16 protein-coding genes and 3 pseudogenes are annotated in these 21,711 nt (G+C 71.9%); 9 read left to right on the top strand and 10 right to left on the bottom strand.

The genetic code is table 11. From position 1 onward, the window contains the following. Nucleotides 1-116 precede the first annotated feature (116 nt). From ACH4RG_RS07580 to ACH4RG_RS07570, 3 genes and pseudogenes are all read left to right on the top strand, one after another. Nucleotides 117-899 (top strand): D-Ala-D-Ala carboxypeptidase family metallohydrolase, encoded by a 783-nt coding sequence (locus ACH4RG_RS07580; RefSeq protein ID WP_398539243.1) that lies wholly within the window; start codon nt 117-119, stop codon nt 897-899. A 374-nt stretch (nt 900-1,273) separates the two neighbouring features. Beyond that, nucleotides 1,274-1,486 (top strand): annotated as a pseudogene (locus ACH4RG_RS07575) (hypothetical protein). After that, a pseudogene (locus tag ACH4RG_RS07570) lies at nt 1,422-1,769 on the top strand (DUF6879 family protein); the annotation flags it as partial. The pseudogenes ACH4RG_RS07575 and ACH4RG_RS07570, both read left to right, overlap by 65 nt. Before the next feature lie 95 nt (nt 1,770-1,864). Here ACH4RG_RS07570 and ACH4RG_RS07565 read toward each other — a convergent pair. Next, nucleotides 1,865-1,987, bottom strand: a pseudogene (locus tag ACH4RG_RS07565) (thioesterase); the annotation flags it as partial. 107 nt (nt 1,988-2,094) lie between these two features. On the opposite strand from ACH4RG_RS07565, the gene ACH4RG_RS07560 reads away from it, so the two are divergent. Then, nucleotides 2,095-3,105, top strand: coding sequence for a TY-Chap domain-containing protein (locus tag ACH4RG_RS07560; RefSeq protein WP_398539242.1), 1,011 nt, complete (start codon nt 2,095-2,097; stop codon nt 3,103-3,105). 55 nt (nt 3,106-3,160) lie between these two features. On the opposite strand, the gene ACH4RG_RS07555 is transcribed toward ACH4RG_RS07560, so the two are convergent. Continuing rightward, entirely contained in the window at nt 3,161-3,844 is a 684-nt protein-coding gene (locus ACH4RG_RS07555; protein ID WP_398539241.1) for a DUF4232 domain-containing protein, read from the bottom strand. Between the two features lie 732 nt (nt 3,845-4,576). Here ACH4RG_RS07555 and ACH4RG_RS07550 point away from each other — a divergent pair. After that, nucleotides 4,577-5,002 carry a tyrosinase family oxidase copper chaperone gene (locus ACH4RG_RS07550; protein ID WP_397920477.1) on the top strand — a complete coding sequence of 142 codons (426 nt, stop codon included), beginning with the start codon at nt 4,577-4,579 and terminating at the stop codon, nt 5,000-5,002. Between the two features lie 16 nt (nt 5,003-5,018). Then, complete coding sequence (locus ACH4RG_RS07545; protein ID WP_397920475.1) at nt 5,019-5,843, top strand: tyrosinase family protein; 825 nt, start codon at nt 5,019-5,021, stop codon at nt 5,841-5,843. Between the two features lie 7 nt (nt 5,844-5,850). On the opposite strand, the gene ACH4RG_RS07540 is transcribed toward ACH4RG_RS07545, so the two are convergent. Both ACH4RG_RS07540 and ACH4RG_RS07535 read right to left on the bottom strand, forming a co-directional pair. Then, nucleotides 5,851-7,362 (bottom strand): DUF6056 family protein, encoded by a 1,512-nt coding sequence (locus ACH4RG_RS07540; RefSeq protein ID WP_397929929.1) that lies wholly within the window; start codon nt 7,360-7,362, stop codon nt 5,851-5,853. 8 nt (nt 7,363-7,370) lie between these two features. Further along, nucleotides 7,371-8,918, bottom strand: coding sequence for a glycosyltransferase (locus ACH4RG_RS07535; RefSeq protein ID WP_398539240.1), 1,548 nt, complete (start codon nt 8,916-8,918; stop codon nt 7,371-7,373). Between the two features lie 437 nt (nt 8,919-9,355). On the opposite strand from ACH4RG_RS07535, the gene ACH4RG_RS07530 reads away from it, so the two are divergent. Next, nucleotides 9,356-11,425: a TPM domain-containing protein gene (locus ACH4RG_RS07530; protein WP_397920469.1), complete on the top strand. Its 2,070-nt coding sequence runs from the start codon at nt 9,356-9,358 to the stop codon at nt 11,423-11,425. 65 nt (nt 11,426-11,490) lie between these two features. Continuing rightward, nucleotides 11,491-12,204: a PspA/IM30 family protein gene (locus tag ACH4RG_RS07525; RefSeq protein ID WP_398539239.1), complete on the top strand. Its 714-nt coding sequence runs from the start codon at nt 11,491-11,493 to the stop codon at nt 12,202-12,204. An 84-nt stretch (nt 12,205-12,288) separates the two neighbouring features. Here ACH4RG_RS07525 and ACH4RG_RS07520 read toward each other — a convergent pair whose 3' ends face one another. The 5 genes from ACH4RG_RS07520 to ACH4RG_RS07500 all read right to left on the bottom strand — a co-directional run bounded on the left by ACH4RG_RS07520 (nt 12,289) and on the right by ACH4RG_RS07500 (nt 17,539). Further along, nucleotides 12,289-14,856: a SpoIIE family protein phosphatase gene (locus ACH4RG_RS07520; protein ID WP_397920606.1), complete on the bottom strand. Its 2,568-nt coding sequence runs from the start codon at nt 14,854-14,856 to the stop codon at nt 12,289-12,291. 222 nt (nt 14,857-15,078) lie between these two features. Beyond that, nucleotides 15,079-15,570 carry an ATP-binding protein gene (locus ACH4RG_RS07515; protein WP_398539238.1) on the bottom strand — a complete coding sequence of 164 codons (492 nt, stop codon included), beginning with the start codon at nt 15,568-15,570 and terminating at the stop codon, nt 15,079-15,081. A 149-nt stretch (nt 15,571-15,719) separates the two neighbouring features. Next, the gene (locus ACH4RG_RS07510) at nt 15,720-16,121 is read right to left on the bottom strand and encodes an NUDIX domain-containing protein (RefSeq protein WP_397920463.1); all 402 of its coding nucleotides are present in this window, start codon (nt 16,119-16,121) and stop codon (nt 15,720-15,722) included. 238 nt (nt 16,122-16,359) lie between these two features. Beyond that, the gene (locus tag ACH4RG_RS07505; RefSeq protein WP_397920461.1) at nt 16,360-16,560 is read right to left on the bottom strand and encodes an SPOR domain-containing protein; all 201 of its coding nucleotides are present in this window, start codon (nt 16,558-16,560) and stop codon (nt 16,360-16,362) included. A gap of 226 nt (nt 16,561-16,786) precedes the next feature. Then, on the bottom strand, nt 16,787-17,539 hold the full coding sequence (locus ACH4RG_RS07500; RefSeq protein ID WP_397929920.1) for a GntR family transcriptional regulator: 753 nt from the start codon (nt 17,537-17,539) through the stop codon (nt 16,787-16,789). A gap of 368 nt (nt 17,540-17,907) precedes the next feature. Here ACH4RG_RS07500 and ACH4RG_RS07495 point away from each other — a divergent pair, with 368 nt between their 5' ends. Next, nucleotides 17,908-19,326 carry a glycoside hydrolase family 18 protein gene (locus ACH4RG_RS07495; protein ID WP_397920457.1) on the top strand — a complete coding sequence of 473 codons (1,419 nt, stop codon included), beginning with the start codon at nt 17,908-17,910 and terminating at the stop codon, nt 19,324-19,326. Between the two features lie 137 nt (nt 19,327-19,463). On the opposite strand, the gene ACH4RG_RS07490 is transcribed toward ACH4RG_RS07495, so the two are convergent. After that, complete coding sequence (locus ACH4RG_RS07490) at nt 19,464-21,050, bottom strand: S8 family peptidase (protein WP_397920455.1); 1,587 nt, start codon at nt 21,048-21,050, stop codon at nt 19,464-19,466. Nucleotides 21,051-21,711 lie beyond the last annotated feature (661 nt).

Here is a 21,711-nt window from a genome sequence, read left to right as displayed (position 1 = left end):
CCCGCCACGTGGCCGGACTCTTGGCAGCATGTTGACATGACCTTGACACTCTCCGCGCTGCGCCCGAGGCTCGGAATCCCCCATGGACAGCTTGACGACAATGAGGTGTTGCCCCCATGCGATCACGCCCCATCGGATTCCTCCTCTCGGCCCTCGCGGGCGCGGCCCTCGCGTTCGGCGGCACCCCGACCGCCTCCGCGACCCCGTCCACGACCCCGGCCCCCGGTTCCGCGTCGGCCGGTGACGTCGGTACGGCCGACGCCTGTTACACCTGGAGCGGCACGCTCCGGGAAGGCTCCAGCGGCGAAGCCGTACGTCAGCTCCAGATCCGGGTCGCCGGCTATCCGGGCACCGGGAACCAGATCGCCATCGACGGAGCCTTCGGCCCGGCCACGAAGGCGGCCGTGCAGCGCTTCCAGGCCGCGTACGGGCTGGCCGCCGACGGCATCGCCGGCGCCCAGACGTTCAGCAAGATCTACGCGTTGCAGGACGACGACTGCACCCCCGTCAACTTCACCTACGCCGAGCTGAACCGCTGCAACTCCGACTGGTCCGGCGGCAAGGTCAGCGCCGGCACGGCACGCGCCAACGCCCTGGTGACCATGTGGAAGCTCCAGGCCATGCGGCACGCGATGGGGGACCGGCCGATCACCGTCAACGGCGGCTTCCGCAGCGTGTCCTGCAACAGCGCGGTCGGCGGGGCCGCCAACAGCCGCCACATGTACGGGCACGCGGCGGACCTCGGCGCGGGCGCCCAGGGCTTCTGCGCCCTCGCCCAGGCGGCGCGCAACCACGGCTTCACCGAGATTCTCGGCCCGGGCTACCCCGGCCACAACGACCACACCCACGTCGCCGGGGGCAGCGGCCGCTTCTGGTCCGCGCCCAGCTGCGGGATCTGAGGCCCGGCGGCCCATGAAGCTCGGGAGGCCTTCCGGCCGGCGGACCGAAGGCCCCCGGGCTCGATCCCGTACCTCCTGCCTGGACTACCAGCCCATCCCCACCAGCACGGCCAGCAGTACGCCACGTGTCGTCGGACGGCTTCGTCGGTGCGTCCTCAGCGCTGTTCACCTCAGTCCACCCGCCCTCGGCGCACTTCCGCTCCCCTCCGCCTGACCGGACTGCCGCGTTCCTCCGGCCGGTCCCATGGGCCGGGGCCCTCTTCATGCGACAACGCGCATAGTCGCGATCCCGCACAGACGCCCTCAGGCCACGCCCGTACCTTCATGGTCAACAGGGCCCTCCTGGGCCCTCCACCACCCCTGGGGGTTCGAGCATGGCTCGCGAAGAATTACAGCGACTGACCGGCGACAACGGAAACGGCGGCCCCTGCGGGCAAGGCGACTGCCCCAACGTCTAGCGCCCCCCTTCCGGCTCCTTCGTCGTGCAAGGCGACCTGTCGGACGCGTTCACCCCGCCGTCCGGTGAGGGCTTGGTCGAGATCCCGGAGGCTGTACTACGGGAGGCAATCCGTGCTCTTGGCTGGTGACGAGTGGGCAGCCAAGTTCCGTGACTTCCGATCGGAAGCGTGGCGCTTGGAAACACTGCCTCACTATCTCGTCCCGCAGGAAGCGGACGAGATTCAAGCGTTCAAGGAAGGGGCCCGCTACCCAGGACCTTACGAGGATGACTGGATGCACGGGGTCCGCACCCGAACGGTGGGGCGAGTGCACGTCGTGCGCCGTCCGCTGTCCGCGTACCTGAAGGACGAGTTCGACCGGTACTACCGCCATCAGGCCCCGGCCGGTGAGGACATGCGCGTCCTCGGCGTGACCGACCGCCCCAACCCTCTTCCGTGCACCGGTTCGCGGGAAGCCTTCGACCGGGAAGGCGACAGGCGTCCGCCTGCGGACGATCCTCCGCCCCCGTCCAGCTCCAGGACCGCCGCCCCGTCACCGAAGGCCCCCAGCCGCGCGCCGAGCAGGACACTGAAGGGCTGGGTGTCCAGAACCTGCTGCCCGAACGCGAGTTGTGAGTCGCGTGCCTCCATGTTCCACCTCTCATCCCTGGTCACGGTGGGCGTCGTCCCCCAGGAGCCGGTCCGCCGGCATCGGCCCCGCGCAACCCCGTCACCACCGGACCACTACTGTCTGCCGGATGGAGAACAGGATCCCCCGGGGCAGCTGGCTCGACGACGACATCTTCCGCAAGCTGGTGCGCGAGGTCACTCCGCTCCGCTTCGGCTCGTGGAGCCTGACGGATTTCGAGCACGCCACCTCGGAGCTGGGCTGGGAACTCCGGGAGCCCAAGGAGGTCGCGGGCCAGGTCTGGCGCAGATTCGCTCCCCGGAAGGGGCCCTGGGGCGGCTACGGCACGGTGATCGCCGACGCCTCAACACCCGAGCAGGTGCGCAAACTGAACGTCCGCGTCGTCGACCTGCCCGCCGAGGACATACGTTCCGCCGCCGGTCTCGTCCGCGCCGCCTGGTGGGTCATGGAGGAGGAGCTGGGCCCGCCCGCGATGTGGGGAGGCGACTCGGGCCCGTGGATGCTGTGGCGACTCCCGGGCGCCTGCCTCCTCGTGCACTCGCACGACGAGGGCGAGGTGAGCCTCGAACTCCTGCCTCCCGACGCGGACGCCGACGCCGCCGGAAGCGGCTACTCCTGGGGCCGCTGGCGCGCCGCCGAGCAGGCGGACCTGCCGACCGTGCCGCCCGTTTCCGGCACGACATGGGAAGACGTGGAGAAGCGCCTGGCGAAAACCCTGCGCTCCCTCGACCACGACACCCCGTTCTTCCCCGGCGCATTCATCCTGCACCTCGGATCCGCCGACGATCCGCAGCGCTTCGTCCAGTGCTGGAGCCAGGATCTGGGTCTCGTCATCGAAGCCACCGGCTACCTGCACCAGCCGGACGCGGCCGACCCCGACCGGCTCGCGCGGAACGGCTGGGACGCCTCCCGCTCGGTCTGGCAACGACGCTTCCCCGACGCCATGGACGAAGCCGCGCACGCCGCGACGGGGGCCCGCATGCTCGTCGAGGAACTGCGGCACCTGGGCATCGGCCTGGCCGACCTCGCCTACGACGGGACCATGACCGGTCGCGGGCGCGGCTTCCACCTCGACCTGCCGGACCTGGGACTCCCCCGCGTCCACCAGCCCGCCGAATAGGACCGGAGCGGATCCACGTCTCCCGATCAACGCACCGCCCCCGGCGTCAGTTCTCTCAGGCGGAGGGAACGGCGTCGGCCGGGGCGGTGTGCCAGTTGGTGACGACCGGCTTGTCGACCGTGATGGTGCCGACCTTGAGGGAGACCGGGTCGGGGTCCTCGTTGCCGACGCCGACGATGATGGAGTCCAGCTCCTTGCCGCCGTCCGTGTTGGTGGTCTTCGGGTTCACCCCGGCGTAGGCGGTGGTGCCGCCGCTCAGCGTGACCGCGTCGCCGACCGCCTGCTCGGCGGGGCCCGCCTGGGTGCCGTCGGAGCCGAACGCCACCGTCGGGAGCGCGGCCGGCAGGATGCAGGTGATCCCCTGCTTGGCCTTCGCCATGACCAGGATGTAGCCGCCGGCCTGGCTCTCGGACCGGGTGCTCCAGGAGATGTCGTTGGCGCCGCAGGTCTGCTGGACCGGCACCTTCGTGCCGTCGCCGGCGTCGGCGCCGGACCCCTCCGCGCTGCCGCCGTCCTTCGCGTCGGACCCAACTTCGGCGCCCTGCTCCGCCCCCTTGTCGGCGCCCTTCGAGGCGTCGGTCCCGGCCGCGTCGGCCCCGGACACGTCCGCGGCGGGCACGTCGGTGGCGGAGGGGCCCGCAGCGGCGCCGTCCTCCGTGTCCTGGCACGCCGTCATCAACAGGGCGCCGCCCACGAGGGCGGCGGAGACGAGGAAGGACTTTCGACGGTTGCCGAACATGACAGATCCCCTTGGTGGTCGTAAGCGTGGTCGTGGTCGTGGTCGAGGCACCGAAGCGAGTTCGACCGCCCGGGTATTCCTTGATCACTATGCGGGGTCGAGGGCCGCAGAGGTCCCCGTGTGCCGTTCCAGGACAGCGCTGTCACAGACCCAGGACATGGTCATCGAGCAGTCGCCCGGCCCGCACAGAACCATCACCCACCGGACGGAACGAGTCCGGTCGTCCGGACCTGCGGCCGTGGCCACGGCCACGGTCACAGAGGCGGCCCGCGCAAGCAGGTCTTGCTCGTCGACGGCGCGACGGAACCGTTCCTGGACGCGGACGGCCCGTCCGGGGCCCTTCAGGGCGCGACCGGGGAACCGCCCTGGTGAGCGGGCGAGGTCACCCGCCCCGGAGCGAGCGCACACTTCTACTTCCGGCCATGCGCAGATGATCGTTCCGCTGGGCGACGGCGCGACGGATACCGAAGATCCTTCACCCGTAGGGCGCCTACGCGGCAAGACCTGCGCCCTCCGCGGCCTCACGCACCGCCGCGGAGCGGCACGGGAGGCCGATGACACCTCTGTGTCCGCCCTGAGGTCGCCCTATGTCCATGAAGACGTGTCCATATGAGACCCAACCCCTTTTTCCCTGCTTATGCGGACGGTCACCCCCGTGTAGACATGGTCACGGCGGCCCCGGACAACGACCAGGGAGGGCCGCCTCCGCCATGTTCTGGGGGTACATCCGCCATGTTCAGACCCACCCGTCGTCAGGCCCTCGGGGCCGTCATCGGCGTCGCCGCGAGCGGAGCGCTCGTCGGTGTGGCCGCCGCGTCCACGGACACCGTGGCGGCCGAAACCAGAGGCTCCGGCACCGCACCCGGCGGAACCGGAGCATCCGGCTCCTTCGACGAGGTCTTCAAGGGCCGCCGCATCCAGGGCACGCCCGCCGAGACCCCCGCGAGCGCGCACGCACACGCCGGGCACGCCGGGCACGGCGCCGGCTACCGCGTGTTGATCGACGGCCGCGAGCTTCCCGTGATGCAGCACGGGAAGAGCGGCTGGAGCAGCACGATCAACCACTACGAGAGATTCGCGACCCCGCTGGAGGCCGCCCGCACCGCGGTCATCTCGCTCAAGGGCGCCGTCGTCGTTCCGTTCGACCCCACCGCCTGAGCCGGGAGCAGCAGCCATGACCGTACGGAAGAACCAGGCGAACCTCACGGCCCCCGAGAAGAAGGCCTTCGTCGACGCGGTACTGGAGGTCAAGCGCCTAGGGGTGTACGACGAGTTCGTCCTCGCCCATCGCACGCGGTTCTCGATAGACATGAACTCCGGCGTGTACGTGGGCCACTTCGGGCCGTCGTTCCTGCCCTGGCACCGCAAGTTCCTCATCGACTTCGAGAACGAGCTCCAGAAGATCGACGCGTCGGTCTCGATCCCCTACTGGGACTGGACCGTTGACAACACCGTCGGCTCCTCGCTCTGGGCGCCGGACTTTCTCGGCGGCACCGGGCGCCCGCTGGACGACCAGGTGATGGACGGGCCCTTCGCGCACTCCGGCGGAGACTGGACGATCAACGTCTCGGTCGACAGCCGCGCCTTCCTCGCCCGTCAGCTCGCCTACCGCGTTCCCTCGCTCCCGCCCCGGTCCGACGTCGACGCGGCCCTCGCCATGCCCACGTACGACTCCCCGCCCTTCCGTGACGGCTCGGCGGGCTTCCGTTCCGCGCTGGAGGGCTCCGCGGGATACATGAGCATGCACAATCGGGTGCACACCTGGGTCTGGGGCCATATGGAGACGAGCGTCTCCCCGAACGATCCGGTGTTCTGGCTGCACCACGCGTTCGTCGACAAGCTCTGGGCCGACTGGCACGCGCTCCATCCGACGAGCGCCGAGTACCTCCCCGCCGGCGGGACGGTCGATGTGATCGATCTGAACGACACCATGCCGCCCTGGCCGAACACGACCCCGCAGAGCATGCTGGACCACACGCAGTTCTACACGTACGCCTGAGTTCTCGTCACGGGGCGTCCCTGGACCCGTCGGTGACCCGGTCGAGCCTGTACAGGTCGGCTACGCACCCGCCGGGCCAGTACGAACGCCCGCCCTGACTGAACGGCTCCAGCATGTTGCTGATCACCAGGCGCTCGTACGGCAGGACCCGCTTCCCGGCCTCCGCCCCCGCGCGGAGCCGGCGGTCCTGGGCGTCCCACTTCTCGGCCCGGGCCCGCATCGCGGTGTCCAGATGGATGAGCGCCACGGCCGGGCCGACGCAGACGAGGACGCAGAGCGCGGCGCACACCGCCTTCGCCGGGGCGGTGCGGCGGGTGTGCCGACGGAGGGCCAGGCCCAGCAGGGACCCCGCGCCGACGAGCAGGATCACGTACAGCAGGAGGTAGTCGTTCCACAGCCGGTTGGCGCCCGGGTCGCTGACCCGGGCGCCGAACACCGGATAGGCGATGACCGTGCAGAGGTAGCCGGAGACGAGGAGCGCGAGCACTCCGGCGGCGGCGAGCAGGGGGCTGCGCGCGGGCGGGCGGGGCGGTGTCCCGTCCGCCCGTCGGCACAGCAGCCCCAGCAGTACGCCGGCCGCGACCGCCCCGGCGTACTGCCAGGTCGTGGCCACGGTGACGGCGATCTCGGCGAACGCGCGCAGCGACGCGGTGAGGGAGTCGGGGGCGAGCAGGGAGGTGGTCTCCGCGCCGAACCGGTCCCTGCGGCGCATGGATCCGGGTGAGGTGATGAGGACGACGGCCCCGGCCGCCGTCCCGGCGATTCCCGCCGCGCCCCAGCGCCGGACGAACCCCCGGTCGGGGGCGGGAACGACGCGGCCGGACAGCAGGAGCGCGGTCAGGAGCACCGTCACGACGACGACCGCCGTCTCCTCGGACAGCGTGGCGAGGAAGGCGCCCGTGAGCGCGGCGACGGCGAGCGCGATGACCCGCCCCCGGCGGGAGCGGGCGAGCAGGAACGGGATCAGGGCGGCGCAGGCCAGGACGGGCGGCAGGGTGTGCGAGACGGACGCCGCGGGCCAGTAGAACGTCTTGTACGTGTTCGGCGTGACGAACAGGAAGAGCGCGGTGGTCAGGGCCGCGAGCAGGAGCGGCAGCCCGCGCGGGGTGCGCAGCCGGGCCCGGCGCAGGGCCAGGACGGCCACCGCCCAGAGGACCGCGAGCACCAGGACCCCGCTGATCAGGGGGAACCACTGGTGACCCGCGACCTGGAACTTCGCGTACGCGCCGACCAGGAGGGCGTTGGCGACCCGCCCGTTGTCGTCGAAGTAGAACTTCCCCACGAGGCCGGTGACGCCGTCGTCCCGTACGGCGGGCAGGAAGCACCAGTCGTCCGCGCCGGGCCTCACCCACCGCCCGAACCACGAGGCTGCGGCGAGCAGGGCGAGGGGCGGCAGCGCGAGGGCGCTCACCCAGAGGGCGGTCCAGGGGCGGTCCGACGGACGCCCGGCCGGGTCCGGCGTCTCCTCGCCCCTCCGCGGTCGCTCCGGGGCGGCGGTCACGGGAACGTCGTCGGACATCGCGGACGTCACCCCTCCTGGGACGAGCGGGTGGGCAGCGGTTCGGGTGCCGGGCGGCCGGGCAGCGGTTCGGCCCACGGCGCCGCCGTGGCGGCCTTGGACCGGCCCGAGGTGATCGCCCATCGGGCCAGCAGGAACGAGACCGGGGTGACGAGGACGCCCGCTGCCAGCGCGGCGAGGTTCTTGTCCATCCCGAGGCCGCTCACCGCCCCGTAGAGCAGCGCTCCGGACGCCATGAGGTTGACCAGGCTGGAGAGGGGATAGCGGACGAACGCGTGCCACGTCGGCCTCGTCCGGCAGGTGACGTAGGAGTTGAGCAGGAAGGAGCACACGATGCTGACCGCGAAGCCGATGACATGGGCGGTCAGATAGGGGATCCAGCGGTTCAGCGAGGCGTAGATCCCGAGGTAGACGGCGGTGTTCACGCAGCCGATGAGGACGAAGCTGCCGAACTGGCGGACGGTACGGGACCGGCTGGGGGCACCGGTCCCGGCGGCGGGGGCGGGGGCGGGGGCTTCGGCCACCGCGGCGGGGGTGCCGGTCGCGGCGGCCGGGGCGGGGGCGGCGGGTTCGCCCGGCCCCCCGGTGAGTCGCGGGCGCGGCGGCGGGCCCGCCGGCAGCGCCTGCCGGGTCGCGTCGGTCTCCCGCACGACGTAGGGCGGGCGGTGCTTCGCCTCGTGGTAGATGCGGCCCACGTACTCGCCGATGACCCCGAGCGTCACCAGCTGGATGCCGCTGAGGGCGACGACGGCGGTGAGGAGAGTGGCGTATCCGGGGGTGTCCGCGCCGTGCAGGACGACGCCCACGACCGTCCACAGGGCGTAGACCAGGGCCGAGACGAAGACCCAGAAGCCGGTGTAGATCGCGAGGCGGAGCGGCCGGTTGTTGAAGGAGAGCAGTCCGTCGATGCCGTAGTTCAGCAGCCGTCTGCTGCCCCACTTCGACCGGCCCGCCACCCGCTCGCTGTTGCGGTAGCGGAAGGTGACCGTGTCGAAGCCGATCCAGGAGAAGATCCCCTTGGAGAAGCGGTTGCTCTCGGGAAGGGACAGCACGCTCTCCACCGCCCGCCGGGACAGCAGCCGGAAGTCGCCCGACCCGTCGATGAGCTCCACGTCCATGCAGCGGCGGACGAGCGCGTAGTAGGTGTGGCTGAGGGTGCTGCGGAGCACGCCGTCGCCCGCGCGGTCGCGGCGCGGAATGACCTGGTCGTAGCCGTGCCGGTGCAGTTCCAGCATGCGGGGGATCAGCTCGGGCGGGTGCTGGAGGTCGGCGTCCATGATGACGACAGCCGCTCCCCGCGCCATGCGGAGGCCGGCGAGCATGGCGGCCTCCTTGCCGAAGTTGCGGCTGAAGGCGGTGTAGTGGACCCGTGGGTCGCGCGCGGCGAGGGCGCTCAGCAGCAGGCGGGTGCGGTCCCGGCTGCCGTCGTCCACGTAACAGATCTCGAAACTGTCCCCGAGGGGCTCCAGGACGCCGATCAGGGCGGCGTGAAAGGCCTCGATCACCTCGGCCTCGTCGAAACACGGCACGACGACCGACAGCTGAAGCCCAGTCACACGCCACCTCCGGACTCCGGGCCCCTCGTGGGTGCCGGGCCTCACCGGCGCGGCACCGTCGGCCTCCGGCACCGGGCCCCGGAACGCGCCACGTCCGCCCCATCTGACGACGGGCGGCGGCCTCCGTCTCTCCGTACACGCGCGGGGAGGTCTCTTTCCCGCGCCCTTTCATGCGAACAGCCGACGTGAGTCGGCGGAACGCCGGGTCGCGGAGGCAAAAAAGCACACATAGCCTCACAAACGTGATATCTCACCGACCGCGAAGGATCCGGAGCACCGCCCCGGGCAGCGCCCGGCTTCCCGGCCGGTTCACCGGATCTCCCGCCGGGTCTCCTCCCGGACCCCCCACCGGGTCTCCCACCCGGTCTCCCGCCGGACCACGCCTCGCCGGGCCCCTCACCGGCCTGATCGCCGGCCCTCTCACCGGCCTGATCGCCGTGCTGTCCGCCGTGTCCTGGCTGGTGCTCCCCGCCGCCGCGACCGCCCGCGCCGACGACCCCGTCGAGCTGTCCCGGGACGGGCAGATCACCGACCGGGTGGGGGCGCTGGGCGACCGGACGGGGCAGGTGGAGGACGCACTCGACCGGTTGTACGCCGACGAGCGCGTCCAGCTCTTCGTGGTGTACGTGCGTGACTTCTCCGGCCGGTCCGGACAGACGTGGAGTGACGAGACCGCCCACCGCAACGGCCTGGGCCTGGACGACGTGCTGCTCTCCGTCGCCACCCACGACCGGCAGTACGCCTACTCCGTCGACGCCGGCTCCCCGCTCACCGACGAACAGCTGCGGGACGTGGCGGGCACCGCGATCGAACCCGCGCTGCGGGAGAACGACTGGGCGGGGGCCGCGATCGGCGCTGCCGGCGGCTACGGCTCCGTACTGGCCGGTCGCCCGGTGACCGCCCCAGCCATCACCCCGGGGCCCGCCGACCCCGGAACGGGCGGTTCCGACTCCACCGGCGTCCGCGACTTCGTCCTGCCGGTGGCCGTCGTGGTGGGCGTGGGCGCGGTCGGGGCCTACGCGTACGCCCGGCGCAAACGGCGCACGACGACCCGCACCACCCCGGCGGCCACCGGGTGGGGCCGGGGCGCGGGGGCCGGCGGTGCGCCGGAGCCGCCGACGCCGCTGCCGGAGCTGGACGGGCGGGCCAAGGAGGTGCTGGTGGACACCGACGACGCGGTGCGCACCAGCGAGGAGGAACTCGGCTTCGCCACCGCCCAGTTCGGCGAGGATGCGGCGAAGCCCTTCACCGCGGCGGTCGCGCGGGCGAAGGACGAGCTGACGCAGTCGTTCCGGTTGCGCCAGCAGCTCGACGACGCCTTCCCCGAGGACGACGCGACCCGCCGCCGGATGCTGGAGGAGATCCTGCGGCGGTGCGCGACCGCGAACGAGGGCCTGGACACCGTCGCCGAGGACTTCGACCGGCTGCGCGCTCTGGAACGTACCGCTCCGGAGGCCCTGGCCAGCGTGGACGCCACGCACCGCGACCTCGCCGGGAGGGTCGCGGCGGCCGAGTCGGGCGCCGCCGGGCTGCGCGAGCGGTACGGGGAGGGCGCCGCCGCACCCGTGGCGGCCGACGTCGAACAGGCGAAGGACCGGCTCGTCTTCGCGGCCTCGGCCGTGGCGCAGGCCCGTACGGCGGTCGAGGCCGGCGAGAACTCCCGGGCCGCGGTGTACATCCGGGGAGCCGAGGGCGCGGTGGGCCAGGCGGGCACGCTGCTGGACTCGGTGGACCGGCGGGCGGCGGAGCTGGGCGAGGCCGCGCGGAAGCTGCCCGCCGCGCTGACCGAGACGGAGACCGACCTCGCGGACGCGGGCGGGCTGCTCGAAGGCACCGCCGAGGGCGCGTCGACCGCCGACCTGCGCGGCCGGATCGCCCGCGCCGAGGCCGTGCTCGGCGATGTCCGGGCCGCGACGGCCGCGGGACCGTACGACCCGATCGACGCGCTGCGCCGGGTCGAGGAGGCGGACGCGGCCCTGGACGAGGCGCTGGCGGGGGCCCGGGACCAGGAGCGGGGCGAGGCGAAGGCCCGCGCCCTCCTCGATCAGGCGATGCTCACCGCCCGGTCCGCGATCGGGGCGGCGGCCGACTACATCACGACCCACCGGGGTGCGGTCGGCAGCCAGGCCCGTACCCGGCTCGCGGAGGCGCAGCGGCGGTGGGAGCGGGCCCGGGAGCTGTCGGCCGCGGACGCGCAGGGGGCGCTGACCGAGGTGCGGCAGGCGGACGCGCTGGCCGGGCAGGCGATGAGCCTGGCCGAGCAGGACGTCCGTGGCTTCGGCTCCGTGCGGGGGCCCGGCTCCCCGCAAGGCGGCGGCATGGGCGGGGCGGTGCTCGGCGGCATCATCCTCGGCGGGCTGTTCGGGGGCGGCGGCCGGGGCGGGGGCCTGGGCGGCGGCTTCGGCGGAGGGTTCGGCGGCGGCCGGTCCGGCGGTTTCGGGGGCGGGCCGGGCAGTTTCGGCGGGGGCGGAACGCGGGGCCGCCGGGGCGGGGGCGGCCGCTTCTGAACGACCGGCAGGACAGGACAGGACCACAGCCACATGACCCGTCTCGATCTCCAAGGAGCCGTCCCATGTCCAAGCAGACCATCCTCGGCCGCGTCACCCAGCTCGCGAAGGCCAACATCAACGCCCTCATCGATCAGGCCGAGGACCCGCAGAAGATGCTGGACCAGCTGATCCGGGACTACACGAACAACATCGCGGAGGCCGAGCAGGCGGTCGCGGCCACCATCGGCAACCTCCGGCTGATGGAGCAGGACCACAAGGAGGACGTCGAGGCGGCGGCCGAGTGGGGCGGCAAGGCGCTGGCCGCCAGCCGGAAGGCCGACGAACTGCGCGGGGCGGGGTCGGTCGCGGAGGCCGACAAGTTCGACAACCTGGCGAAGGTCGCGCTGGGCCGCCAGCTCCGGTCCGAGCAGGAGGCGGAGGCGGCCGGGCCCACGATCGCCTCGCAGAGCGAGGTGGTGGACAAGCTGAAGTCGGGGCTGGACCAGATGAAGGACAAGCTCTCCCAGCTGAAGGCCAAGCGCGACGAGTTGGTGGCGCGTTCCAAGTCCGCGCAGGCGCAGAACCAGATGATGGACGCCGTGAAGAGCATCGACGTCCTGGACCCGACGAGCGAGCTGAGCCGCTTCGAGGACAAGGTGCGGCGCGAGGAGGCGAAGGCGCTGGGCAAGCAGGAGCTGGCGGCCTCCTCGCTGGACGCCCAGTTCGAGGAGCTGGACAGCCTGGGCGACAGTGCGGAGGTCGAGGCCCGGCTCGCGGCCCTGAAGACGGGCGCGTGACGCCCGGTGAGCCGGGCGCGGTCGGCACCTTCGCGGCTCGGACGGATGCCGTGTCAGCCGGCGCCCTCGCGAACCGCGCGGGGCTCAGTACATGCTCAGGAGCTGCGCCACGGAGAGTTCGGCGGCCGGGGCCCCGTCCGGCAGGGCCAGTTCGAACCAGACGGTCTTGCCGCGCGGAGTGCGGCGCGAACCCCAGGCGGCGCTGAGCAGGCCGACGAGTTGGAGGCCGCGGCCGCCTTCGTCGGTGTCGCGGGCGCGGCGGCGGCGCGGCTGGACGAGGCCGGCGTCCCACACCTCGCAGACCAGGGTGCGGTCGCGCAGCAGCCGGAGCCGGATCTCGCCCTCGCCGTAGCGCAGGGCGTTGGTCACCAGTTCGCTGACGAGGAGTTCGGTGGTGTCGACCAGGTCGTCGAGGTCCCAGGCGACCAGCTGGATGCGTGCCAGCTCACGGGCGCGCCCCACCGAGCGGGGTTCGCGCGGCAGGGTCCAGTCCCCGACCGCCTCCCCGGGGAGCCCCTGGATGCGGGCCATGAGCAGGGCGATGTCGTCCTCGCCGTGCCGGGTGTCGAGGGTGCTGAGGACGTGGTCGCAGGCGTCCTCCAGCTCCATCTGCGGACCGGTGAGGACAGCCCGCAGCGCGTCCAGGCCCTCGTCCAGCGGCTGGTCGCGGGACTCCACGAGGCCGTCGGTGTAGAGAGTGAGCAGGGCGTTCTCCGCCAGCTCGACCTCGACCTCCTCGAACGGCTCGCCGCCGACGCCCAGCGGCATGCCCGGCGGTACGTCGATGAGCCGGGCGGGCCGGCCGGGCTCGACGACGGCCGGGGGGAGGTGCCCGGCGTTGGCGAACGTACATCGCCGGGTGACCGGGTCGTAGACCGCGTACACACAGGTCGCGAGATACACCTCGGAGAGGTCCGCCTCGCGGGACTTCTGCGCGGCGCGGGAGGGCCACTGCGCTCCCCCGCTGCCGCCGAGGCCCTCGCTGCGCTCGCCGGCGCCCGGGGAGCCGAGGCCGCGGGCGACCTCGTCGAGGGCGGAGAGCACTTCGGCGGGCTCCAGGTCGAGGAGGGCCAGGGTCCGCACGGCGGTGCGCAGTTCGCCCATGGCGACGGCGGCGCGCAGGCCGCGGCCCATGACGTCGCCGACGACGAGGGCGGTGCGGTGGCCGGGCAGTTCGATCACGTCGAACCAGTCGCCGCCGACCTCGGTGGCGGTGTTGCCCGGCAGATAGCGGCAGGCGATGTCGAGACCGGCGGCCTCCGGGTCGCCGGGGGGCAGGAGGCTGCGCTGGAGGATCAGGGCGCGCTCGTGCTCACGGCGGTAGAGGCGGGCGTTGTCGATGCAGACGGCGGCGCGGGCGGCCAGTTCGGTGGCCAGCGCCCGGTCGCGCTCCCCGAACGGCTCGCTGCCCTTCGTACGGGAGAACTGGACGAGGCCGACGACGGTGTCGTGCGCGACCATCGGCACGGCGAGCGTCGACTGCACGAAGCCCATCTCGTCGCCGGGGACGTCCTCGACCCGGCCGGAGCGCAGTGCCATGGCGCACGGTGAGCCGAACGGGAAGCGGTGGACGGAGCCGAGCGCGGGCGGCAGATCGTCCGGGCCCGGGGGGCCGCTGCCGGCCACGGCGGTGGGCAGGGCGTCGGCGACCGCGCTGGCGTGGGCCACCCGGCGCAGCTCGGCCGAGCCTCCGGCGGATTCGCGGTGGGCGGGCGCCCAGCTGCCGGGAGCGGCCTCCTCACCGGTGAGCAGCCCCTGGTAGAGGTCGACGGCGGCGAGGTCGCAGAAGCCGGGGACGGCCACGTCGAGGAGTTCGCGGGCGGTGGTCTCCAGGTCCAGGGAATTGCCGATGCGGGCGCTGGCCTCGTTGAGGAGGGCGAGGTTGCGGCGGGCGCTGGCCGCCTCGCGGGCGGCGATGTGCCGACGGGTGACGTCGGTGGCGAGTCCGGCGACGCCGACGGGGCGGCCGGCCCCGCTGTGCACCCGGTAGAGGTTCATGGACCAGTGGCGGCGTTCGGTGCCGCCGGGCGCGGGGCCGACGAGCTGGAGGTCGGTGACCGACTCCCCGGTCTCCAGGACCCGTTTCAGCGTGGCGGACAGCCGGTCGGCCTCGGCCCGCGGCAGATAGTCCTCCACCGTGCGGCCGCGGTGGTCGTCGGCCGCACCGCCGAAGACCGTGGCGAACCGCTGGTTGGCCCGGACGACGGCGAAGTCCGTGCCGAACAGCACGAAGCCGAAAGGAGATTGGCCGAATATGGCCTGAGAGGCGGCAAGGTCGGTCTCGATGCGCCGCAGGGCCCGGACGTCCACGACGATACAGAGAGCGGCCCGTTCGCCCCGGCCCGTCAGACTCGGCATCACATAGACCTCGGCGACGCCGTGCGCCCCGCCCTCGCCCGGCATCCGGAAGGGGACGAGGCCCGTCCACTCCTTGCCGTCGAGGATCTCGCCGACCCTGCGTTGACCGTCCGCGCGCAGTTCGGCGGGCATGAAGGCCTCCACCGGGTCGCGGCCGATCGCCTCGGTCGAGGACATGCCGAACAGACCGGCGGCCCGGCTGCTCCACTGCTCGATCAGACCGTCGGGTCCGATCGAGAAGGAGGCGACTCTGATGTAGTCGTAGATCGAGCCGGGCGGGCTGCTCTGCCACACGACGTCGCCCGTGGTCCCGACGACATCGCCGACATCACCCGTTGTCCCAGGTATTTCGCTCACGCGACCGTCCCCTCCAGCTCACACACCGGACCGGTCCTGCCCGCAGTATTCAGCACTACGGCCCCGACCGACACGGCGTTCACGATCACAGCAAGGTCTCAGTCCCTTTCAGCCAGGTCCTGCCCGACCTCTGGTGATCGCTGTGCGTCCCCCACTCTCCTAACCAGGGAGAGCCAGCTCGAACCACACCGTCTTGCCACTCTTTCCGCGACGGGTGCCCCAGCGACGTGCGGAACAGGCCACGAGCTGGAGGCCCCGGCCGCCTTCGTCGTCGGGTCCCGCACTGCGTTCGGTGGGTGGATCCGGAAGCGGATCGGAGACTTCCACCAGCAGTACCGAGGCCGGGGGCGCGACGTCGGCGAGCGGGGCGTCCCCGTGCGCCTGTGCCTGTGCCTGTGCCTGTGCCTGTGCCTGTGCCTGTGCCTGTGCCTGTGCCTGTGCCAGGCGTACGCCGATGGGCCCGGAGGCGTACCGGAGGGAGTTGGTCACCAGCTCGCTGACGAGCAGGACAGCCAGGTCACCCACCGCTGCGTCGAGGCCCCAGGAACCCAGCGTGCCCCGGACGGCGTGCCGGGCGCTGCGCACGGAGCCGGGTTCGGCGGGGAAGGCCCACTCGGCGCAGTCGCCTTCGGTATCGATCACGCCGATCACTTCCCAGGGACGACCACGGCCTCACCCCTTGTGCAAATGGGGACTAAACAGCCCATACCCACCATTTGTTGCTCACTACCGCACAACCTGCCGTTTGATGCAGACGGGTGCAGCGGCCCGGACCGTGCCGACGCACGCCACGGCCGGGATCAGCTCAGCGCCCCCGCCGCCCTGAGGTCGTCGAAGAGCAACCGGTCCACGGGCGGCACGAGGGCCCGGTCGGCGAAGCAGAACCACGCCATCTCCTCGATCTCGCTGCTCGCGGCGAGCGTGCCCCGGTAGTCGCCGTAATAGCAGCTCATCCGCACGACGGCGGCGTCGGGCCGGTCGTCCACGGGGGCCTCATACGTCCCGGCGTGGACGACGGTCTCCCGGATCAGGCCGACCGTCAGCTCCTCCTCGATCTCCCGCAGCAGGGTCTGCAGATCCGTCTCCGCACCCTCACGCTTGCCGCCCGGGATGTAGAAGACGTCCTTGCCCCGGGGCCGCGCGCAGAGGATCCTGCCGCCCTCGATCCGCACCCACGCCACCGTGTCGATCAGCACCGTCACCGCTCCGCCCCGCTCGCCGCGCCCCCGGCGGCTTTCGCGCCCCCGGGTCCGGGCGGGACCCTACCGCCCCGCCCGCCGACGCACCGAACGCGGTCACGAGGGCGGGCACGCCGGCGGGAACGTCGGTGGGCGGGCGCGCCGCTAGAAAGCGCGGGAGCCCGAAGGCGACCGGGGAAGACCGCGGGGCCTCCGGAGACGCGGAACGGCCTCCCGGCGCCCCTCGGGGCCGTCCACCACGTCAGGGGCCGGTGCTCTGCCCCACGCGCTCCACCCGGTAGACCTGGTGGCGATGGCGGTCGTCGAGGCCGTCGGCGACCTTCTGCGCCTCGGCCTGCGTGGCGTACCTGCCCACGCGATAGCGGTTGCCACCGTCGTCCTGCCGTATCACCTGCCAAGCGAGCACGGCGCCGCTGTCGCTCATCGTGTCGCTCCCCCGCATATCGCCCCTCTTCCCACCGGCGTGCACGTCTCTAAGGATCCCCAGGAAACCGCAGTACGCATATGCCCGAGCGTACGCCTGACCTTCACTCAGTGCAGGCGGGTTTGCACAAAGAGATACGCATCCGGCCATCACGAAAGGGGCGCACCCGCAAAATGCGCCCCCCTCATGACCCAACAACCCCAGTCGACGCCCTTCGACCGGCCCGACGGGGCGTCACCTCACCTCATCTCACCGGGAGGTGGTACGCGACCCGGTACCGGTCCGCCGGCACCACCACGTCGGCCGTCTCCACGGCCCGGCCCGAGGCGTAGTACGTACGCCCGATGACGATGACCACATGGCCGGGCACGCCGCCCAGCGCCAGGAGCTCCTCCGCCAGCCCCGGGCGCGCGCCGACCTCCTCGGCGACGTTGTCCACGACGACGTCGATCGCGGCCATCCGGTCGACCACCCCGCAGCCGCCCAACGGGCCCTCCTCGGGCAGCATCACGGGCGTCCGGCCGGTGACGGCGAGCGGCTCCCAGGAGGTGGAGAGCATGACCGGCTCCCCCGCCTCCCGGAAGACGTAGTGCGTGCGCATGACGCGGTCGCCCGGCTCGACGCCCAGCCGCTCGGCGATCTCGGGGCTCGCCCCCTCCTGCTCACTGCGGGACTCCCAGGTCCCGCGCGCCCCCTCCGCCGTCTGCTCCTGCCGGAACGGGCTGGCCCCCTTGCCCGGCCGGTTGCCGGAGCGGGCGATCAGGCGGGGCACGGGACGCTCGCGCACATAGGTGCCGGAGCCGGAGCGCCCCTCGACCAGCCCCTCCGCCATCAGGACCTTCCGCGCCTCCAGGGCGACGGTGTCCGAGACCCCGTACTCCTCCCGGATGCGAGCCTGCGACGGCAGGCGGGTATGAGGCGGCAGCGCGCCGTTGACGATCTTCTCCCTGAGATCGCTCGCCACGCGCAGATAGGCGGGCTGCTCACCGAAAGTCACAGGCCACTCCCAACAGGTTGACAGTCTGCGACAGCCTGACAACCGTTGGTTGTGCATCGCAAGCATAGGCCAGAGTTTCACCCAATGTGATGACCTTGTGACGCTCCACGCATACATCGGACGCGGACACCAGGTCGGTACCGGACGTTCTCCGACGCCATCCTGCCCAGCGCCGCACCGGCCGACACGGCCGCGCCGACTTCACGGCATCCCCACAGGGACCCCACTGCCGAGGGCCGACAACTCCCGGACTCTTGAACATTTCTGGTCCAGACCAATACATTCCAGTGCACAGCACGGCTCCCGCGCTTCCTTCCGCTTTCCTTCCGCCTCCCTTCCGCACCGCTTCACGCACAGGAACGAGCCTCATGCGCCGAAGAAACCTGTCCCGAATGACCACCGCCGGCGTCGCCCTGGCCCTGCTGGGGGGCATCGCGCCCGCGGCCACGGCCAGCGCCGGCCACGACCGGAGCAACGGCGGCGACCGTGACAAGGGCCACCACCGCCCCGCGTACAAGAGCATCGGCTATTTCACCCAATGGGGCGTCTACGGACGGGACTTCCAGGTCAAGGACCTGGACACCAGCGGGGCCGCAGCCAAACTGACCCACATCAACTACGCCTTCGGCAACGTCAACGCCGAGGGCAAGTGCTTCACCGGCAACATCCCCGGCCAGGCCGACGCCTGGGCGGACTACTCCCGTCCGCTCGACGCGGCGGGATCGGTCGACGGCGTCGCCGACACCGACACCCAGCCGCTCGCGGGCAACTTCAACCAGCTGCGCGAGCTGAAGGCCAAGCACCCCGGCCTCAAGGTCATGATCTCGCTGGGCGGCTGGAGCTACTCCACCCACTTCTCCGACGCGGCCCGCACCGCGGCCTCCCGCAAGGCCCTCGTCGCCTCCTGCCTCGACCTGTACATCAAGGGCAACCTCCCGGTGGACGGGGCCCGCGGCGGCCAGGGCGCAGCGGCCGGCGTCTTCGACGGCATCGACGTCGACTGGGAGTGGCCCGGCTCGGCGGGCAATGAAGGCACCGTCTTCCGCCCGGAGGACAAGAAGAACTTCACCGCCCTGATCCACGAGTTCCGCACCCAGCTCGACGCCTACGCGAAGAGCCAGGCGAAGGCCAAGGAGAAGGCGGCCAAGGGCAAGGGCGGGCACGGGCACGGGCACGGCAAACCGAAGCCGATCCACTACGACCTGTCGGCCTACGTAGCGGCCAACCCGAAGGCGATCGACGCGGGCTTCGACGTGAAGCGCCTCATGAAGGACTTCGATTTCGTCAACATCCAGGGCTACGACTACCACGTCTCCGGCGAGAAGAAGACGGCCCAGCAGTCAGCCCTGTACGCGAAGAACGACTTCAGCGTCGACCAGACCGTGCGCGACTGGGTGCGCCGCGGCGCACCCAGGCACAAGCTCGTGATGGGCATGCCGACCTACGGCCAGGGCTGGACCGGAGTGAGCGGCGGGGGCACGGGCATGGGTCAGCCGGCCACGGGCCCGGCTCCGGCCACCTGGGGGGCGGGCTACGAGGACTACAAGGTCCTGAAGCAGCTGGCCGCGTCGGGGACGTACAAGGTCCACCGTGATGTGAAGAACGGCCACGCGTGGCTGTTCGACGGCACGACGCTGTGGACGTACGACGACCCTCAGGTGCTGCGCGCCAAGGCCTCGTACATCCGGGACAAGGGTCTCGGCGGGGCGATGTTCTGGTCGCTGGACGGGGACACCGAGAACGGTGAGCTGATCACCGCGGTCGACCGCGGGCTCAACCGCCGCTGACACCGGCGCCGGAAGGGCCGGGGCGGCCGCGTGACGCGGCCGCCCCGGCCCGACTTCCGGGACTCGGCGGTTCAGTGGTTCAGTGGTTTCGGCTCAGCGTGCCGGAGCGTGTTCGGAACCAACGCGCCGGAGCGTCGTCAGAACTGGAGCGCCCAGCTGTTGATCCGGCCGGTGTCGGCGTTCGCGTTGTCGCTGACCCGGAGCTTCCAGGTGCCGTTGGCGACCTCGGAGGAGGCGTTGACGGTGTACGTGGTGACCACGTTGTCGCTGCTGCCGCCGGAACCGTACGCCTTCAGGTTGTAGACCGAACCGTCGGGCGCGACCAGGTCGATCTTCAGGTCGCCGATGTAGGTGTGCGAGATGTTGACCGGGACGCTCAGCGCGGCCGGGGCGTTACCGGTGACTCCGGTGACGGTGACCGGCGCCTCGACGGTGGCGTTGTCGTTGATCGCGTAACCGGTGGTGTTCTCGAACTTCTTGCCCGGAGGCGGCGTGGTGCCACCCGCGCCCACGTACAGCAGCCGGTTGGGCGAGCCGCTGCCCGGGTTGGTGACGACCCCGGGCGTGGAGGCCGCGACGAGGCCGGCGGAGACCTGTGCGGGGGTCGAGCCCGGGTTGTCGGCGAGGTAGAGCGCGGCCGCGCCGGCCACGTGCGGACTGGCCATCGACGTGCCGGAGATGGTGTTCGTGGCGGTGTCGCCGGTGTGCCACGACGAGGTGATCGAGGAACCGGGGGCGAAGATGTCCACGATCGAGCCGTAGTTGGAGAAGCTGGAGCGGGCGTCGGTGTTGGTCGTCGAGCCCACCGTGATCGCCTCGGCGACGCGCGCCGGGGACTTCGTGCTCGCGTTGGTCGACTCGTTGCCCGCCGCGACGGCGTAGGTGACGCCGGAGGCGATGGACCGGCGCACGGCGGCGTCGAGCACCGAGTCGGCACCGCCGCCGAGGCTCATGTTGGCGACGGCCGGCTTGACGGCGTTGGCCGTCACCCAGTCGATGCCCGCGACGACCCCCGCGGTGGTGCCGGAGCCGCTGTTGTTCAGCACCCGCACGCCGACGATCTTGGCCTTCTTGGCCACGCCGTGCGCGGTGCCCGCCACGGTGCCCGCCACGTGTGTGCCGTGGCCGTTGCCGTCCTGCGACACGTTGTCGTTGTCCACGGCGTCGAAGCCGTTGAAGGCCCGGCCGCCGAAGTCGCTGTGGCTGATGCGCACCCCGGTGTCGATGATGTAGGCGGTGACGCCCTCGCCGGCCTTGTCGGGGTAGGTGTAGCGCTGGTCCAGCGGCAGGCTCCGCTGGTCGATCCGGTCGAGGCCCCAGGAGGGCGGGTTGTTCTGGGTGGCGGAAGCCGTGAAGGTGCGGTTCTGCGAGACGGACGCGACGGCCGGGTCGGCGGCGAACCTCTTCGCCTCGGCGGCCGAGGCCTCGACCGCGTAACCGTTGAGGGCCGAACGGTAGGTGCGTTCGATGCCCGCGCCGTACTTCTTCGCGAGGGCCCTGCCCTGGGCCGAGTCGGACTTCGCGGCCGAGTCCTTCAGCGTGACGATGTAGCTGTCGCTGATGGTGCCGGGGGCGTCGGCGTTCAGGATCACGCCTTCGGGCGCGCGCTCGGCCGCGGTCGCCGGGAGGGCGGCGGTGGCCAGGGCGACGGCGGCTGCGGTGGCTATGACGGTCGCCGCGGCGAGTCTTCGACGGGCCTGGGGGGTGTGACGCGTCACTGACATCTGAGGGGTCCTCCTCATAGGCGGTGCTCTGGTGGGGGGCGGTGCCGGAGCCACACGACGACTCCCGACAGGGGCATGACAAATCAGCCGGCCGAACGCCCCATTTTCTGCGTCGTCCGGTGAGCCGCATGCCCTGCTGCCAGCGAAAGATTGACCGATCCATGACGAACTCACAAGGGCGCCTTGGCTTGTGCCATACGTGTGTCGTTCACCTGCCCTACGCCTGACACGCCGGCGGACATGACGGCCTGTCACTGCCCGGATGACGGGACCCGGCCCGGGATCACCGCCCTGACCTGGTGCTGCCCGGTCTGCCGTGGTCCCTGGGACCCGGACTCCACCCCCGCGCGGGGGGTGGCGCCGAACGGGCTTTCCGGGCGGGCCGATTCATTGTGGCGTTACGAGGAATTCATTCCTGCCGCTCGCCGCCCCGCCGGTCTCCCCCCGCCGTCGCGGACAGCACCGGCAACGTCGGCACGTCGACCGCCGCGTACTGCGCGCGGGGTCCAGGCTGATCGGCGTCCGGCCGAGGCGGTCTCCCCGCTGGCCGCCGCCCTCCACGCGGGCGCGGACGACCTCCCTCCGGCCGACCCGGCCGCCGTGGTCTCCTCCACCCACGCGGACGGCACCGCCCTCCCCCGCCGACCGCGCACCCGGCAGA

It is taken from the genome of Streptomyces sp. NPDC021019 (assembly GCF_044333295.1).
GTDB lineage: Bacteria > Actinomycetota > Actinomycetes > Streptomycetales > Streptomycetaceae > Streptomyces.
The sequence above is the reverse complement of the archived record's forward strand: the minus strand, read 5'-3'. Positions and strand labels throughout refer to the sequence as shown.

Excerpts from the sequence above, each read along its gene's own strand:
- ACH4RG_RS07580 (WP_398539243.1), top strand. The coding sequence starts at position 117 with ATGCGATCACGCCCCATCGGATTCCTCCTCTCGGCCCTCGCGGGCGCG.
- ACH4RG_RS07560 (WP_398539242.1), top strand. The coding sequence starts at position 2,095 with ATGGAGAACAGGATCCCCCGGGGCAGCTGGCTCGACGACGACATCTTC.
- ACH4RG_RS07555 (WP_398539241.1), bottom strand. The coding sequence starts at position 3,844 with ATGTTCGGCAACCGTCGAAAGTCCTTCCTCGTCTCCGCCGCCCTCGTG.
- ACH4RG_RS07550 (WP_397920477.1), top strand. The coding sequence starts at position 4,577 with ATGTTCAGACCCACCCGTCGTCAGGCCCTCGGGGCCGTCATCGGCGTC.
- ACH4RG_RS07545 (WP_397920475.1), top strand. The coding sequence starts at position 5,019 with ATGACCGTACGGAAGAACCAGGCGAACCTCACGGCCCCCGAGAAGAAG.
- ACH4RG_RS07540 (WP_397929929.1), bottom strand. The coding sequence starts at position 7,362 with ATGTCCGACGACGTTCCCGTGACCGCCGCCCCGGAGCGACCGCGGAGG.
- ACH4RG_RS07525 (WP_398539239.1), top strand. The coding sequence starts at position 11,491 with ATGTCCAAGCAGACCATCCTCGGCCGCGTCACCCAGCTCGCGAAGGCC.
- ACH4RG_RS07505 (WP_397920461.1), bottom strand. The coding sequence starts at position 16,560 with ATGCGGGGGAGCGACACGATGAGCGACAGCGGCGCCGTGCTCGCTTGG.
- ACH4RG_RS07495 (WP_397920457.1), top strand. The coding sequence starts at position 17,908 with ATGCGCCGAAGAAACCTGTCCCGAATGACCACCGCCGGCGTCGCCCTG.
- ACH4RG_RS07490 (WP_397920455.1), bottom strand. The coding sequence starts at position 21,050 with ATGTCAGTGACGCGTCACACCCCCCAGGCCCGTCGAAGACTCGCCGCG.